The sequence below is a fragment of the Bradyrhizobium sp. HKCCYLS3070 genome (assembly GCF_051167575.1).
In the GTDB taxonomy this organism is placed as follows: Bacteria; Pseudomonadota; Alphaproteobacteria; order Rhizobiales; family Xanthobacteraceae; genus Bradyrhizobium.
Genome location: NZ_JBNPTI010000002.1, coordinates 593,518 through 608,672 on the forward strand (window position 1 = coordinate 593,518; position 15,155 = coordinate 608,672).

A 15,155-nucleotide genomic window follows, 5' to 3' on the forward strand; every position below is an offset into this window, starting at 1 on the left:
AGGATGCGCCGTTCGTTGTTCGCAGGTTTCGTCATCCTCGCCTCGCTTGCTCCGGCGGGGGCCGCGGAGCTGCCCGCTGAGATCAAGCAGGCTGGCGTGCTCAAGCTCACGGTCAACTCGACCTACGCGCCGATGGAATATCACGACCCCGCCACCAACGAGCTGAAGGGGCTCGACATCGATCTCGCCAACGAACTGGCGAAGCGGTTCGGCGTCAAGATCGTGTGGAGCGAGACGCCGTTCGCCGAACTCATTCCCTCGCTGCAGACCCGGCGCGCCGACTTCATCATCTCGGGCATCTCCGACCGTGCCTCGCGGCGCGAGACCGCCGACTTCGTCGACTATCTCGTCACCGGCCCGCAGTTCTTCGTGCTGGCGGAGAGCGATGCCAAGGTCGCGACCGATCTGTGCGGCCGGAAGATCGGCACCACGCGCTCGACGAGCTTCCCGCAGGAGATCGAGAAATGGAGCAAGGCCAATTGTGAGGCCGCAGGCAAGCCTGCCGCGCAATATGTGCCGGGGGAGAACTCGATCGATGTCCGCAATCAGCTCAAGCAGAGCCGCATCGATGCCGCCGTGCAGGGCAGCGAGACCTTGCCCTATGCGCAGTCGCAGGAGGCCGGCAAGTATCGCATCGTCGGTGAGCCCATCGTCTTCGGCTACCAGGGCATCATGTTCCGCAAGGACGATGCAGGCTTTCGCGAGGTCGTGACCGAACAGCTCAAGGCGATGATCGCCGACGGCAGCTACAAGGCCATTCTCGACAAATGGGGTCTCGGCGCCAATGCGGTGCGCGAGCCGATGCTCAACGCGGCGCCGCAATGAGCCGCGCCGACGTACTGGCCGATGGCTTTCCCGACCTGTCGGCGCACAGGATCGCGCGCAAGGCGCATTGGGGCCGCTGGCTTACGGCTGCCGTCATTGCCGTGATCCTGCTGGCGATCGGCCGCGCCTTCGCCAGAGGCCAGATCGAATGGTCTTACGTCGAACGCTTCCTGACCGCGCCGGTGATCCTGCGCGGCATCGTCAACACCATGGTCATGGCGGTCGCGGCGATGGCGCTGGGCATCGCGCTCGGCGTGGTCGTCGCGATCATGCGGCTGTCGCCCAATCCGGTGCTGCGGTCGGTCGCCGCCGGCTACACTTGGCTGTTTCGCGGTACGCCGCTGATCCTCCAGTTGTTGTTGTGGTTCAACCTCGCGCTGGTGTTTCCGACCATCGGCATTCCCGGCCTGTGGAGCGCGCGCGCCGTCGACGTGATGACGCCGTTCCTGGCCGCGCTGCTCGGGCTCGGCATCAACCAGGGCGCCTACACCTCGGAGGTGATGCGAGCCGGGCTGCTGTCGGTCGACATCGGGCAATACGAGGCGGCGCAGGCGATCGGCATGGGACGGCTGCAGGCGCTGCGCCGGATCATCCTGCCGCAGGCGATGCGGGTGGTGATCCCGCCGCTCGGCAACGAGTTCATTGGCCTGGTCAAGGCGACCTCGCTCGCCAGCGTGATCCAGTATCCGGAGGTGCTGCACTCGGCCGAGAACATCTACTACGCCAATTCGCGCGTCATCGAGCTCCTGATCGTCGCCGGCCTCTGGTATCTGCTCGTGGTCTCGGTGCTGACGCCGCTGCAGATGCTGCTCGAACACCGTTTTGCCCGTGGCATCGCGCGGGGTCGCTGATGACGCCGCTCGTCGCCATCCGTCAGGTCAGCAAGCGCTTCGGCGAATTCCAGGCGCTCAAGCAGGTCTCGCTCGATGTCTTCGAGGGCGAAGTGGTGTGCCTGATCGGGCAATCCGGCTCCGGCAAGACCACACTGCTCCGTTGCGTCAACCAGCTGGCCACGGCGGACAGCGGCGGCATCTGGCTCGACGGCGCACTGCTCGGCTTCCGCGAGACGGCCGGCCGGCTGCATCGGCTGTCGGAGCGCGAGATCGCGCGGCAACGCCTCGCCTGCGGCATGGTGTTTCAGCGCTTCAACCTGTTCCCGCACATGACGGCGCTGGAGAACGTGATCGAGGGGCCGGTGCAGGTGCAGAGGCGCAGGCTTGCCGAGGCGAAGGACGAGGCCTTGTCGCTGCTGCGCCGGGTCGGCCTCGCCGACAAGGCGCAGTCCTATCCGGCGCAACTGTCCGGCGGTCAGCAGCAGCGCGTGGCGATCGCACGCGCGCTCGCAATGAAGCCGCGGCTGGTGCTGTTCGACGAGCCGACCTCGGCGCTCGACCCGGAGCTGGTCGGCGAGGTGCTCGGTGTGATGAAGGAGCTGGCGAGGTCCGGCATGACCATGCTGGTCGTCACGCATGAGCTCGGCTTCGCGCGCGAGGTCGCCGACCGGGTTGTCTATATGGACCAGGGCGTGATCGTGGAGAGTGGTCCGGCCGGCGAGGTGCTGCGTGCGCCGCGCGAGGCGAGGACCAAGGCATTTCTGGCAGCTGAAGTGGGGTGAGGTGATGGAATTGAAGTCGATCGTGTTGGCTGGGCTCATGAGCGCGGCCGTGGCGGGCGCGGCTCTCGCCGCCGAGCTGCCGGCCGATATCAAGCAGAACGGCCTGCGCATCGCGGTGGTGCCGAACTATCCGCCGATGGAGTTCAAGGATCCGGCCACCGCGACCCTGACCGGCTTCGACGTCGAGCTCGGCGAGGCGCTGGCCAAGAAGCTCGGCGTCAACGCGGTGTGGCAGGAGACCAGCTTCGACCAGCTGATGCCGGGCCTCGCCACGCAGCGTTTCGACATCATCCTGACCGGCATGACCGACTACAAGAGCCGGCAGGATACCGCGACCTTCATCGACTACCTGCGCAGCGGTCCGCGATTCTTCGTGCAGGCTTCGCGCGCCAGCGAGTTCAAGGAGCCGACGGCGCTGTGCGGCAAGAAGGTCGGCGCCTCCAGGCGCACGATGTTCCCGAAGGACATCGCCGCCTGGAGCGAGAAGAACTGCGGCGCGAGCGGAATCGAGTTCGTCGGCACCGAGGGCTCGGCCGACGCCCGCACGCAGCTCAAGCAGGGCCGCATCGACGCCGCCGTGCAGGGCAACGAGACCTTGCCCTACATCATGGATCTCGAGCCGAACACTTACGTGCCGGTCGGCACGCCCATCGCGTACCAATATACGGGGCTGGCGACGCCGGTGAAGGCGGACGAACTGCGCGAGGCGCTGCGCGCCGCGCTGGAGGGCCTGATTGCCGACGGCAGCTACAAGGCGCTGCTGGCGAAGTGGAAGCTGAGCGACAATGGAATCGAGAAGGTGCTGATCAATGCTGGACAGTAGGGCGCTCGCGGGAATCCCGGTCGTTCCCGCCAACACCGCGCCGCCGGCGCCGGACTATCCATGGCCTGCGCCGCACAGAGCGGCGATGTTCCTGTCGTTCGACATCGACGCCGAGAGCGCCTGGACCTCGAAGGATCCCGCGCATGCGGCGCGTCTGGTCACGATGAGCTTCGGCGGTTTCGAGGCGCGCGTCGGCACGCCGAAGCTGCTCGAGCTGCTCGCCGAGCTCGATCTCAAGGCGACGTTCTTCATCACGGGATGGGCGGTCGATGCGCATCCGGCGATGGCGGAAGCGGTGCTGAAGGCGGGCCACGAGATCGGCCATCACGGCTATCACCATCTGCTGCCGGATCCCGGCGATCCCTTCATCGTCGAGGAGATCGAGCGCGGCTTCGAGGCGATCCAGCGCCGGCTCGGAATCCGGCCGATCGGCTACCGCGCGCCGTTCGGCGAGTTCTGCGAGGAGCTGCTGACAGCGCTGGTGCGCCAGGGGATCGTCTACACCTCCTCGTTCCGCGATGACGTCAGGCCCTATCGCCATCGCTTGGCCTCCGGCTCGCCGGGCACGATCGAAATCCCGGTGACCGCGAGCTATGACGACTGGATGCACGGCCTGTCGGCGCGGTTCTCGCCGCGCTCGATCTTTCCGAAAGAGCACGTGCTGTCGATGTGGAAGGATGAGCTGGACGAAGTCCGCGATTGGGGCGCGATGGTGACGACCGTGCTGCATCCGCAGGTCTCGGGCCGGCCGATGCGCTTCCGGCTGCTGCGCGAGTTCCTGACCTACGCCAAATCGTGCCGGGACGTGTGGATCACGACCGGAGCCGAGATCGCGGCGAACTACCAGCGCCATGAGGCGGCGGAAGCGAAGGACGCATGAGTACGACGGCGATCTTCGGCAGCTACGTGCTGACGCGCAAGGACGGCGCGCAGGACGTCCTGCGCGATCACTGGGTGCTGGTCGAGGGCAGGCGCATCGCGGCCGTGACGCGTGATCGGCCGGCGGCGGACGAGGTGTTCGATCGTCCGGGTCGCTTCGTGCTGCCGGGCCTGTTGAACCTGCACAACCACATCTTCAGCGAGGCGATCGCACGCACGCTCACCGAGGACGGCAACGGCCGGCGCAACAACAAGAGCATCGTCTACACCGTGCTTCTGCCGCTGTCCAAGCGCGGGGCCGAGATCCTTTCGGTGGAGGAGCGGCTGGCGATCGGCCGCATGGGGGTGTTGCAGCTCCTGAAGGGCGGCGCCACCACGGTGATGGAGCCGTTCCGCAACACGATCCCGGAGCTGTTCGATGCGGCTCTCGAGATGGGCCTGCGCTTCTATGGCGCGCCCTATCTGTTCTCGACATCAGATGCCAAGGCGGATGCCTCCGGCGTCGTGACTTACGCCGGCGATGACGGCGAGGCCGACATGGCGGTCTGGAATGCGCTCTATCAGCGCTGGCACGGCCAGGGCGACGGCCGCATTCGCCTCGCGATGAGCCCGCACGCGACCGATACCTGCGGACCGGATCTGCTGCGCGCGGCTGCCAGCCGGGCGCGCGAGCTCGGCGTTCCCATCACCACGCACATGGCGCAGAGCGCGGGCGAGGTCGCGACGATCGCGCAGCGCCATGGCGGCCGCACCCCGGCCGAATATCTCGACTGGCTCGGCCTGCTTGGCCCCGATCTGCTGGCGGCGCATTGCCACGCATCGACCGATGCGGACCTTGCGCTGATGGCGGCGCGTGGTGCCGGCGTGCTGAACTGCCCGCGCGTGTTCGCGCGCGCCGGGGTCACCGCCGCCTTCGGCCGCTTCGCCGCGCATGGCGTCCGCACCGCGGTCGGCACCGACGGCTACAACATGGATCTGCTCGGCGAGCTCAACGCGGCGTCGATGATCTCGAAGATCGCGCTGGGAAGCGCCGAGACGGCGAGCGCGCCGGAACTGATCGACGCCGTCACCACGACGGCCGCCGCCATGATCAAGCGCGACGATCTCGGCGTCATCGCGCCCGGCGCGACCGCCGACCTCACCGTCGTCGACATGACGCATCCACATCTTCAGCCGCTACACGACCCGCGCCGCGGCCTGATCGCGCTCGCGAACCGCGCCAACATCGACCAGGTGATGATCGACGGCCGGCTGCTGATCCACGACGGCCGCTATCTCCACGGTGACGAGGCTGCCATCACCGCCGCAGGGACTGCCGCGATCGAGAGGATCTGGGCGCTGCCGGAGGCAGAGGCCGCATTCGCCGGCTGAATGCTGCTACCGCGTGCCGTAGGCGCGGTCGCCGGCGTCGCCGAGGCCGGGAACGATGAAGGCGTCGTCGTCGAGGCCGTCGTCGATCGCGGCGGTCCACAGTGCGACATCGGGATGCAGGCCGCGGACGCGCTCGACGCCCTCGGGCGCCGCGATCATGCAGACCATGCGGATATCCTTGGCGCCGCGCTCCTTGAGCCGGTCGACCGCGGCGACTGCGCTGTTGCCGGTCGCGAGCACCGGCGTGACGACGACGGCCAGGCGCTCCTGCAGGTCGGACGGCGCCTTGAAGAAGTACTCGACCGCGGTGAAGGTCTGCGGCTCGCGGTACAGGCCGATATGGGCGACGCGCGCGGTCGGCACCAGATCGAGCATGCCGTCGACGAAGGTGACGCCGGCGCGTAGCACCGGCACGAACACCAGCTTCTTGCCGGCGATCTTGGCCGACTGCATTCGCGCCAGCGGCGTCTCGATCTCGACCTCCGTGAGCGGCAGGTCGCGCGTGACCTCGTAGCACAGGAGCATGCCGATCTCCTTGAGGAGCTCGCGGAACGACTTGGTCGAGATCGACTTGTCGCGGATCAAGGTCAGCTTGTGCTGCACCAGCGGATGATCGACGACCGTGACGCCTTCCATGGCTTTCATCTCCAAAGCGTAGGGTGGGCAAAGGCGCGAAGCGCCGTGTCCACCTGATACTAGCTCAGCTTGGAATGGTGGGCACGCTGCGCCTTGCCCACCCTACGCGCAACTTATGAATCGCATCATTGCGAGGCGCGAAGCGACGAAGCAATCCAGACTTTCTTCCGGGCCCTGGATTGCTTCCGCCGTCGCCCTTCGGGCTATGGCGGACAAGTCGCTTCGCTCGCAATGACGTCGGCTGTTATGAAGCAAGGCTACCAAACACCTCTTAAAACACCGTGCCGTCGCTGAGGATGGTCAGCGGCGGCGAGCCGTCGGGACGGCGTTCGAAGGCGAGCTTGCGGCCGGCGGCCCAGCTGCCGCCTTCGAGGATGCGCGCCAAGGGCAGCTGTTCCGCCGTCTGGCCGGTGCGCTGGCGGATCAGCGCGGCCAGGCGATCGAGCAGGGCGACGGTCAGCGCGCGCCATTCCACCACCAGCGGGGAATCAACGGCATGCGCCCGCGCGGCATCGGCGGGATCGCGCAGCACCAGCACGCCGCCGTCGACGAACAGGCCGCCATTGCGGTATTCGGCGAGTCCCGTAAGGCCGTCGATGTTCTCGACCACGAGGCCGGCGCGCTGCAGCGGTTCGATCAGCGAATAGCTCAGCCATTGCGACAGCTTGTGCAATGGGACGAGACCGCTGGTCGCGTCATCGGTGACCAGGGAAGCATGGCGCCAGCAGTCGCCGAGCGCGATGCCTTGCAGCGTCAGCCGCGACGGCCAGATCGGGCCGAGCTGCAGCAGCACTTGCTGCAGAATGTCAGCGGCCTGGAGGTGGCCGCCGGTCGCACCGGCGGCGAGCTGATCGAACAGACCGCCGGGACGTGGGGTATCTTTCCGACCGAAGATATCCGGCTTTGCAGCCGTGACCTCGCCTAGCCGGCGCAGCAGCGCAACGCGGCCTTCGAGTCCGACCAGCGGATTGTCGGCGCTCACCTGGAAGCCGCGTTCGAGATCGGCGACGATGATGTGCTGCAGCTTCGCGGCGTCGGCCCGCAGCGGATGGCTTGCATCGGCCGAAAACGCACCGCGTGCGAACATGTCGAGGCTCGCCAGTGCCAGCCCTTCGGAGCGGCCGATGCGCGCGCCGGTCACGGCATCCTGATAGCGCCACGCCGCGCCGGCGCCGGCGTCGAGCAGCACGCTGGTGATGGCGAGATCGAACTCGGCGCGCGCCCGTGAAGCCGCATCCGGCCAATTCACATTGTCGGCGATCGCGGCCCAGCGATCGACACCGCCGACCACGAAATGCCGCCAGCGCGAGTGGAACGGCACCTCGCCACCGGGATAGGCCCTGCGGGTCACGTCGAGCACGAGGTCGGCAATCGCATCGAGCTTTGCGAGGTCGATGCGGAAGTGCGGCAGCTTGTCGGCGAGACCGAGCGCAAGCAGCTGATGCGCCCGCTCGCGCACTGCGCGGGCGGACAGGAGATATGAAACGTCGGTCATGATCAGCCGCTGCGCTAGTACTTTTCGAGCGGTCGGCCGACGGTGTCGCCGAGCGCCTCGGGCTTCTGCGGCTCCAGCGAGAAATAGCCGGCGGCCTTCTTGGCCGCGATCTCGACATGGGCATCCGCCGGGATCAGCTCGTCGGGGATCGGCACGCGCTCGACGATGTCGACACCCTGGCCCACCAGCGCGTCATGCTTCATGTCGCTCATCGAGATGAAGCGGTCGATGCGTTTGACGCCGAGCCAGTGGATGACGTCGGGCATCAACTGCTGGAAGCGCGCATCCTGCACGCCGGCGACGCATTCGGTGCGCTCGAAATAGGCCGCCGCGGCGTCGCCGTCCTCCTGGCGCTTGCGCGCATTGTAGACCAGGAACTTCGTCACTTCGCCGAGCGCGCGGCCTTCCTTGCGGTTGTAGACGATGATGCCGAGGCCGCCGTTCTGCCCGGCCGCAACGCATTCTTCGATACCGTGGATCAGATACGGGCGACAGGTGCAGATGTCGGAGCCGAACACGTCGGAGCCGTTGCACTCGTCATGCACGCGACATGTGATCTTCGTCCGGCTGTCATTGAGCTTGTCGACGTCGCCGAACAGATAGACCGTGGTGCCGCCGATCGGCGGCAGGAATACCTGCAGGTCGGGCCGGGTCACCAGCTCCGGATACATGCCGCCGGTCTGCTCGAACAGGCCGCGGCGTAGACTGGTCTCGCTGGTGCCGAAGCGCGCGGCCACGCCGGGCAGGTACCACACCGGGTCGATCGCGATCTTCACCACGGAGACGCTGCCATTGGCATGCACGACGTCGCCGTCATGAACGAGGCGCTTGGCCGCGAGCGCCGCATGCAACTCAGGAAGCTCGATCCGCGCCTTGGTCACGGCGATCGTCGGCCGGATATCGATTCCTTCCGCGATCTCGCCGCCGAAATTCTCGGCCACCAGATGACCCCAGGGATCGAGTGCGACGATCTTCGCCGGCTCTCGCCACTGCGCGAACGGGCCGATCGTGGCGGCGGGATGGGTGTTGGTGAGATCGGGGCGGCGGATCGGGTCGAGCGCACCAGATGATACCGCGAGCGCGCGGTAGACCGTGTAGGAACCGCCATGGCTGCCGATCACGTTGCGGTCCTGCGGACGTGATACCGTGCCGATCACGGGTCCGCGCTCGCGTGCGCTTTCGGCGCCCCAGTGGAGCGGGAAATTATGCTTGGCGCCTGGCACCGGGTGCGAGGTCAGGCGGATGTGATCCGTACGGTTGGAGCGAGTCATCGGACAGCCACCCCCAAAACGGCAACGGCCCGCCTTGACGACGGGCCTGAGCAGAACGCGTTCACGTTTTCCATGCACCAATATAGCAGTTTTTCCCCGCCAAACAAGTGGTCCCGGGTGGCCGGTTATTTGTAAACGAATGGTTTCGGATCCCGGTCGGCGGTCCCGCGGCGTCAGGCCCTGGCATGGCGCTTGCCTTTTGCAGGCGGCGCCGCCAGCTTGGCGCGCATCTGGAATTCTCGACGGCAACGGCGGCATGGACCTGATCATTCGCAATGCGGTGCTGGCGCAGCACAGTGAGCTGCGCCGGGCCGATATCGGAATTTCCGACGGCACCATCGTGGCGATCGCGCCGTCATTGCAGGCCGACGGCGAACAGCGCGATGCCGAGAACTGCCTCGTCGTGCCCGGCTTCATCGAGACGCACATCCATCTCGACAAGACCTGCATCCTCGACCGCTGCACGATCAGGGAAGGGACCGTGGCAGAGGCGGTGCGCGAGACTGCGGCCGCCAAGCGCAACTTCACGGCCGACGATGTCTATGACAGGGCGAAGCGGACCGTTGAACGCTGCGTCAGCCACGGCACGATGCGGATGCGCACCCATGTCGAGCTCGATCCCGGCATCGGCTTCATCGGCTTCGAGGCGATCCAGCAGCTCGCGCGCGACTATGCCTGGGCGCTCGACCTCGAGATCTGCGTGTTTCCGCAGGAAGGGCTCACCAACTATCCGGGCACCGAGGAGCTCTTGATCGAGGGCCTGCGCCGCGGCGCACGCACCATCGGCGCCGCCCCGTATTTCGACACCGACCCGCCGGCGCAGATCGACCGCATCTTCGCGATCGCGCGTGACCGCGACGTCGACATCGACATGCATCTCGATCTTGCCGAGACGCTCGATCACATGCAGATCGAATATGTCTGCCGCAAGACGGAGGAATACGGCTGGGGCGGACGCGTCGCGGTCGGCCACGTCACGCAGCTGTCGCTGCTGCCGCCGGAGCGTTTCGACGCGATCGCAACGCAGCTCGCCAATGCCGGCGTCGCAGTCACCGTGCTGCCCTCGACCGACCTGCATCTGATGGGACGCCGCCACGATCATGCGATTCCGCGCGGCGTGGTCCCGCTGGAGCCGCTGCGCGCTGCGGGGGTGACCTGCTCGCTCTCGACCAACAACGTGCTGAACCCGTTCACGCCGTATGGCGACGGCTCGCTGATCCGGATGGCGAACCTCTACGCCAACGTCTGCCACGTCTCGCGGCCGGATCATCTTGCGGGGTGTCTCGACATGGTCACGCACGACGCGGCGCGGCTGATGCGGCTCGATGACTACGGCATCGAGGTCGGCGCGCCGGCCGATCTCGTCTGCATCGATGCGGCGACGCCGACCGAGGCCGTGGCGACCCTGGCGCAGCCGCTCTGGGGCCTCAAGCGCGGCCGGCCGTCGTTCTCGCGGACGCGGCCGGTGCTGTACCGGCCGGGGTGAAACGATGAGGGGTGTTGCATGACGCTGTCGCCACATTCGTCATTGCGAGGAGCGAAGCGACGAGGCAATCCAGAGTCCTCGTGTAGCCCTGGATTGCTTCGCTTCGCTCGCAATGACGTCGGAGTCCGGATAGGAGTTCTGCAATGCGCGTGATCAACGTCGCCGCCGCCCAGATGGGACCGATTCAGCGCGCTGACAGCCACGAGGCGGTCGTCGCGCGCATGATCGCACTGATGGACGAGGCCAAGCGCAAGGACGCCGACCTGATCGTCTACCCGGAGCTGGCGCTGACCACGTTTTTTCCACGCTGGTACATGGAGGATCAGGCCGAAGTCGACAGCTGGTTCGAGCGCGAGATGCCCAATGCGGCCGTGCAGCCGCTGTTCGATCGCGCCGCGCAGCATCAGATGGCCATGTATCTCGGCTATGCCGAGCTGACACCGGACGGGCACCACTACAACACGGCAGTTCTCACCGACCGCGCCGGCAACGTCGTCGGCAAGTATCGCAAGGTGCATCTGCCCGGCCACGAGGAGTTCGAGCCGGAGCGCAGCCACCAGCATCTGGAGAAGCGCTATTTTGAGCCGGGCGATCTCGGCTTTCCCGTCTGGCGCAGTCTCGATGGCATTATCGGCATGGCGATCTGCAACGATCGCCGTTGGCCGGAGACCTATCGCGTCATGGGGCTGCAGGACGTCGAGCTGGTGCTGATCGGCTATAACACGCCGTCGGTGAACTCATTGAAATCGGCCGAGGGACTGCAGCAGCGCCTGTTCCACAACCGGCTCTCCGCGCAGGCCGGCGCCTATCACAACTCGTGTTGGGTCGTCGCGGTCGCGAAGGCCGGCGTCGAGGACGGTCATCACCTGATCGGTGGCAGCCTGATCGTCAATCCCGACGGCGAGATCGTCGCGGAGGCGGTGACGGAAGGCGACGAGGTGCTGGTCGCACCCTGCGATCTCGATGCGACGCGGTTCGGCAAGCAGACGATCTTCGATTTCGCAAGGCATCGGCGGATCGAGCATTACGGGCTGATCACCAGCCGCACGGGCGCGGTGCCGCCGGAGTGAGGCAGGAGAGAGAGTGGGCCTGACCACGCTGATCAGCAGTTGCATTGTCAGGCACCAGCGCCGCTACACAAACAGTGTCGTCCCGGCGAACGCCGGGACCCATACCGCGGAAGCTATCGAGGAACGGAGCTGACAGTTGCCTGCCTCACGTCGGCCGGCGGCTATGGGTCCCGGCTCAAGGCCGGGACGACAGCGGAGTGTGAGATGGCCGGCCGGGCAGGTCCGTGCAGGGGCAAACGACGGATGTGCGAACCACTCACCCCGCAAACGCCACCGCGCCGAGCGCCATGGTCACTGCGGCCTGGGTCGGATCGATCACCGGAATTCCCAGCGCGTCCTCCAGGTTCTTGCGATGCCGTGCCATGCCGGCGCAGCCCATGACGATGGCACCGGCGCCGTCCTCCTCCTTCAGCGCGCGGCCGACAGCAATCATCTTCGCCAAAGTACCTTCGCCTGACGCCGTCTCCGCCACGGTCATGTCCAGCGGGCGCTCCGCGGCCAACCGATCCATCAAGCCCATCTGGCGGAGATAGCGGATGTGGCGGCGGATCGAGCGCTGCGCGATGGCGAGCACGCCGAACGTATCGGCGCGAGTCAGTGCAGTGAGCACGCCGCATTCGGCGATGCCGAGCACCGGCCGTGCCGTGGCCTCGCGGCAGACGTGCAGGCCAGGGTCGCTGTAGCAGGCGATCACGAACGCGCTGGATGCGTTGTCGCCCTCGACGAAACGCCGCAGCGGCAGGGTGACGCTGTCGGCATCCTTCTGGCTCTCGATGCCGTAGGGACCTTCCTTCAAGGTCTCGCAGACGATCTCCGGTCCGTCGGCGAACATCAGCGGCTTGAGCGCCGCCGCCAAGCCGTCGGTGACCACCTGGTTGGAGTTCGGATTGATCACGGTGATGCGCGGGCGGGACATGGGAGCTACCTGCTTCTTCAGTGTTGACGGCGCGTGACAGGCAACCACTATGCCACGGCTGACGCAATGGGGCCGATGCGGTCACCTCGCGTCCACGGCGTTCCATCTGGCAGAACTAGGAGATCGCGATGACCGAGCTGGCCTATGACCTGATCATCCGAGGCGGGCGCGTCGCCACCACCACCGATACGTTCGAGGCCGATGTCGCCATCACAGGCGAGACCATCGCGGCGATCGGCCGCGGCCTCGGCCCGGCGAAGCGCGAGATCTACGCGCGCGGCAAATATGTGCTGCCCGGCGGCGTCGACAGCCATTGCCATATCGAGCAGCTCTCGGCGGCAGGGATCGTCAACGCCGACACGTTCGAGAGCGCCACCAGGTCGGCCGCGTTCGGTGGCACCACGTCCGTGATCTCCTTCGCGGCCCAGCATGTCGGCATGCAGTTGCCGCAGGTGGTCGAGGACTATCACGCGCTGGCGCGCAAGGGTGCCGTGATCGACTACGCGTTCCACATGATCGTCGCCGATCCGACCAGGGAGACGCTGGAGCGCGACCTGCCGGCGCTGATCCGCCAGGGCCACGGCTCGATCAAGATCTTCATGACCTACGACCGGCTCAAGATCGACGACGAGCCGCTGCTCGACATTCTCGTCGCCGCGCGCGAGGGCGGCGCCATGCTGTGCGCGCACGCCGAGAACCATGGCATCATCTCCTGGATGGTGAAGCGGTTGCTGTCGCGCGGCTACACCGCGCCGAAATACCACGCCATCAGCCACGCGCGGTTCTCCGAGGCCGAGGCGTTCAACCGCCTGATCGGCATGGCCGCCCTCGTCGATCAGCCGATCATGATCTTCCACGTCTCGACCGCGGAAGGCGCCAAGGTGATCCGCGATGCGCGCGGGCAGGGGCTGAAGGTGTTCGCGGAGACCTGTCCGCAATACCTGTTCATGACGGCCGAGGATCTCGACAAGCCCGGCATCGAGGGCGCGAAGTGGATGTGCAGCCCGCCGCCGCGCCGCGCGCCCGACCAGGAGGCGCTGTGGCAGGCGCTGTCGCTCGGCGATTTGCAGACCATCTCCTCCGATCACGCGCCGTATCGCTTCGACGAGACCGGCAAGCTGCGCGCCGGCTCCAACCCCAACTTCAAGCAGATCGCCAACGGCCTGCCGGGCCTGGAGCTGCGGCTGCCGCTGCTGTTCGATGCGATGGTGTCAAAGGGCCGGCTCGGCCTCAACAAGTTCGTCGAGCTCACGGCGACGGCGCCGGCCAAGATCTACAATCTGCATCCGAGGAAGGGCGCGATCGCGATCGGCGCCGATGCCGACATCGCGCTGTGGGATCCGGACAAGCACGTCACGATCAGCGATGCCGCCATGCACGACCTCGCCGGCTACACGCCGTTTGCGGGGCGCAGCGTGCAGGGCTGGCCGGTGACCGTGCTGTCGCGCGGCCGCGTCATCATTGACAACGGCAGACTGTCGGCCGCGCCCGGCTCCGGCCAGTTCCTCGCCCGCAGCGGCGGCGAGGCTGCGAAGCCGACGGGGCGCCTGGTCGCGGATATGGACCCGGAGCAGAATTTTGGGGCGAAGCTGCTCTAGACGCGAAGAGCTGTTGGAGTAGCTGATCATGTTGACGCGGTCGCTCCGCTCTCCGCCGTCATGCCCGGGCTCGAGCCGGGCATCCACGTGCTTCCCGGGATGCCGCCGGACGTGGATGGCCGGGACGGCGCCAGGCCATGACGTGGGGCGAGAGCTGAATGCCCCTCGTCGATCGCTGTCCATGCGAGGACCTCCTTGATGCATGTCCTGATCTTCGGCGGCGCCGGCTTCGTCGGGCTCAACATCGCGCAAGGCCTGCTGGAGCGCGGCCATGCCGCGACGGTCTTCGATGCAGCGGCTCTGCCGAACGCGGCGGAGCGCGCCTTTGCGCCGTATTGCGAGCGTCTGCACCTCGTGCAGGGCGACGTCACCGATGCGAGCGCTGTTGCGGCCGCGATCGCCAGCGGCTGCGATGCCGTTGTCATGGGCGCCGCGATCACCGCCGGTCCGGAGCGTGACGCATCCGACCCCGAGCGCATCCTCGCGGTCAATCTGCTGGCGCAGGTGCCGATCCTGCAGGCGGCGCGGCGCAGCGGCATCCGCCGCGTCATCAACCTGTCCTCGGCGGCGTCCTACGGCGCCAGCGGTCAGCGCTTTGCCGTGCTGGAGGAGAGCACGCCGTGCGAGCCGGTGTCGCTCTATGCGATCAGCAAGTTCGCCTCTGAGCGCGTCGCGGCGCGGCTGTCGGACCTGTGGCAAACCGACGTGATCAGCGTGCGTCTGTCGGCCGTGTTCGGCCCGTTCGAGCGCGGCGGCGGCGTGCGCGACACGCCATCGCCGCAGGCGCTGATCGCGGCCTGTTGCGCGCGCAATGCGCCGGCGCTGCTGAACGAGCCGGGCGACAAGGACTGGGTCTATGCGGTCGACGTCGCCGACGCCGTCTACCGGTTGCTGGAAGCCGAGAGGCCGCAGCACACGCTCTACAACATCTCCAGCGTAGCCACGTTTACAGCCGAGGCCTGGGGCCGCGCCTTCGCGCAAGGCCGCCCCTGCTTCGTCTGCCGGCTCGCGGAGCAGGGCGAGACGCCCACGGTGCCTGTGTTCGCGCCGAGCCGCGGCCGGCTGTCGACGACGCGACTGGCCGAGGAGTTCGGCTGGCGCGCGCGCTTCGACAGCGCGGCATCGGCCGAGCATTTCGGCCGCTGGTTCGATCAGTACGGGAGAGACTGA

General features: G+C 67.0%; 14 protein-coding genes. 10 read left to right on the forward strand and 4 right to left on the reverse strand.

Annotation, left to right across the window (positions count from 1 at the left end):
- Window positions 1-3 precede the first annotated feature (3 nt).
- The 6 genes from ACQR03_RS11375 to ACQR03_RS11400 are packed head-to-tail and all read left to right on the forward strand — an operon-like array spanning window position 4 to window position 5,513.
- On the forward strand, window positions 4-825 hold the full coding sequence (locus ACQR03_RS11375; RefSeq protein ID WP_434841271.1) for an ABC transporter substrate-binding protein: 822 nt from the start codon (window positions 4-6) through the stop codon (window positions 823-825).
- Complete coding sequence (locus ACQR03_RS11380) at window positions 822-1,676, forward strand: amino acid ABC transporter permease (RefSeq protein ID WP_434841270.1); 855 nt, start codon at window positions 822-824, stop codon at window positions 1,674-1,676. Before ACQR03_RS11375 ends, ACQR03_RS11380 begins: the two co-directional genes overlap by 4 nt.
- Window positions 1,673-2,440: an amino acid ABC transporter ATP-binding protein gene (locus ACQR03_RS11385; protein ID WP_315750447.1), complete on the forward strand. Its 768-nt coding sequence runs from the start codon at window positions 1,673-1,675 to the stop codon at window positions 2,438-2,440. Before ACQR03_RS11380 ends, ACQR03_RS11385 begins: the two co-directional genes overlap by 4 nt.
- 4 nt (window positions 2,441-2,444) lie before the next feature.
- On the forward strand, window positions 2,445-3,263 hold the full coding sequence (locus tag ACQR03_RS11390) for an ABC transporter substrate-binding protein (protein ID WP_434841269.1): 819 nt from the start codon (window positions 2,445-2,447) through the stop codon (window positions 3,261-3,263).
- Window positions 3,250-4,143: a polysaccharide deacetylase family protein gene (locus ACQR03_RS11395; RefSeq protein WP_434841268.1), complete on the forward strand. Its 894-nt coding sequence runs from the start codon at window positions 3,250-3,252 to the stop codon at window positions 4,141-4,143. Before ACQR03_RS11390 ends, ACQR03_RS11395 begins: the two co-directional genes overlap by 14 nt.
- Window positions 4,140-5,513: an amidohydrolase family protein gene (locus tag ACQR03_RS11400; RefSeq protein ID WP_434841267.1), complete on the forward strand. Its 1,374-nt coding sequence runs from the start codon at window positions 4,140-4,142 to the stop codon at window positions 5,511-5,513. The genes ACQR03_RS11395 and ACQR03_RS11400 overlap by 4 nt, the downstream gene beginning before the upstream one ends.
- Window positions 5,514-5,519: 6 nt before the next feature.
- Here the strand turns inward: ACQR03_RS11400 and upp are convergent, their stop codons facing one another.
- From upp to ACQR03_RS11415, 3 genes are all read right to left on the reverse strand, one after another.
- Complete coding sequence (gene upp, locus ACQR03_RS11405) at window positions 5,520-6,149, reverse strand: uracil phosphoribosyltransferase (RefSeq protein WP_315827065.1); 630 nt, start codon at window positions 6,147-6,149, stop codon at window positions 5,520-5,522.
- A gap of 271 nt (window positions 6,150-6,420) precedes the next feature.
- On the reverse strand, window positions 6,421-7,644 hold the full coding sequence (locus tag ACQR03_RS11410; RefSeq protein WP_434841266.1) for a URC4/urg3 family protein: 1,224 nt from the start codon (window positions 7,642-7,644) through the stop codon (window positions 6,421-6,423).
- A 14-nt stretch (window positions 7,645-7,658) separates the two neighbouring features.
- Entirely contained in the window at window positions 7,659-8,915 is a 1,257-nt protein-coding gene (locus ACQR03_RS11415) for a GTP cyclohydrolase II (RefSeq protein ID WP_315717746.1), read from the reverse strand.
- A gap of 256 nt (window positions 8,916-9,171) precedes the next feature.
- On the opposite strand from ACQR03_RS11415, the gene ACQR03_RS11420 reads away from it, so the two are divergent.
- Window positions 9,172-10,401: an amidohydrolase family protein gene (locus tag ACQR03_RS11420; protein ID WP_434841265.1), complete on the forward strand. Its 1,230-nt coding sequence runs from the start codon at window positions 9,172-9,174 to the stop codon at window positions 10,399-10,401.
- A gap of 143 nt (window positions 10,402-10,544) precedes the next feature.
- Entirely contained in the window at window positions 10,545-11,471 is a 927-nt protein-coding gene (locus tag ACQR03_RS11425) for an N-carbamoyl-D-amino-acid hydrolase (RefSeq protein ID WP_434841264.1), read from the forward strand.
- Window positions 11,472-11,727: 256 nt separating this feature from the next.
- Here the strand turns inward: ACQR03_RS11425 and ACQR03_RS11430 are convergent, their stop codons facing one another.
- Window positions 11,728-12,387 (reverse strand): aspartate/glutamate racemase family protein, encoded by a 660-nt coding sequence (locus ACQR03_RS11430; RefSeq protein ID WP_316193118.1) that lies wholly within the window; start codon window positions 12,385-12,387, stop codon window positions 11,728-11,730.
- A gap of 128 nt (window positions 12,388-12,515) precedes the next feature.
- Here ACQR03_RS11430 and hydA point away from each other — a divergent pair, with 128 nt between their 5' ends.
- Together hydA and ACQR03_RS11440 are read left to right on the forward strand one after the other, a co-directional pair.
- Window positions 12,516-13,985, forward strand: coding sequence for a dihydropyrimidinase (gene hydA / locus ACQR03_RS11435; RefSeq protein WP_434841263.1), 1,470 nt, complete (start codon window positions 12,516-12,518; stop codon window positions 13,983-13,985).
- A gap of 198 nt (window positions 13,986-14,183) precedes the next feature.
- Window positions 14,184-15,155 carry an NAD-dependent epimerase/dehydratase family protein gene (locus tag ACQR03_RS11440; protein WP_434841262.1) on the forward strand — a complete coding sequence of 324 codons (972 nt, stop codon included), beginning with the start codon at window positions 14,184-14,186 and terminating at the stop codon, window positions 15,153-15,155.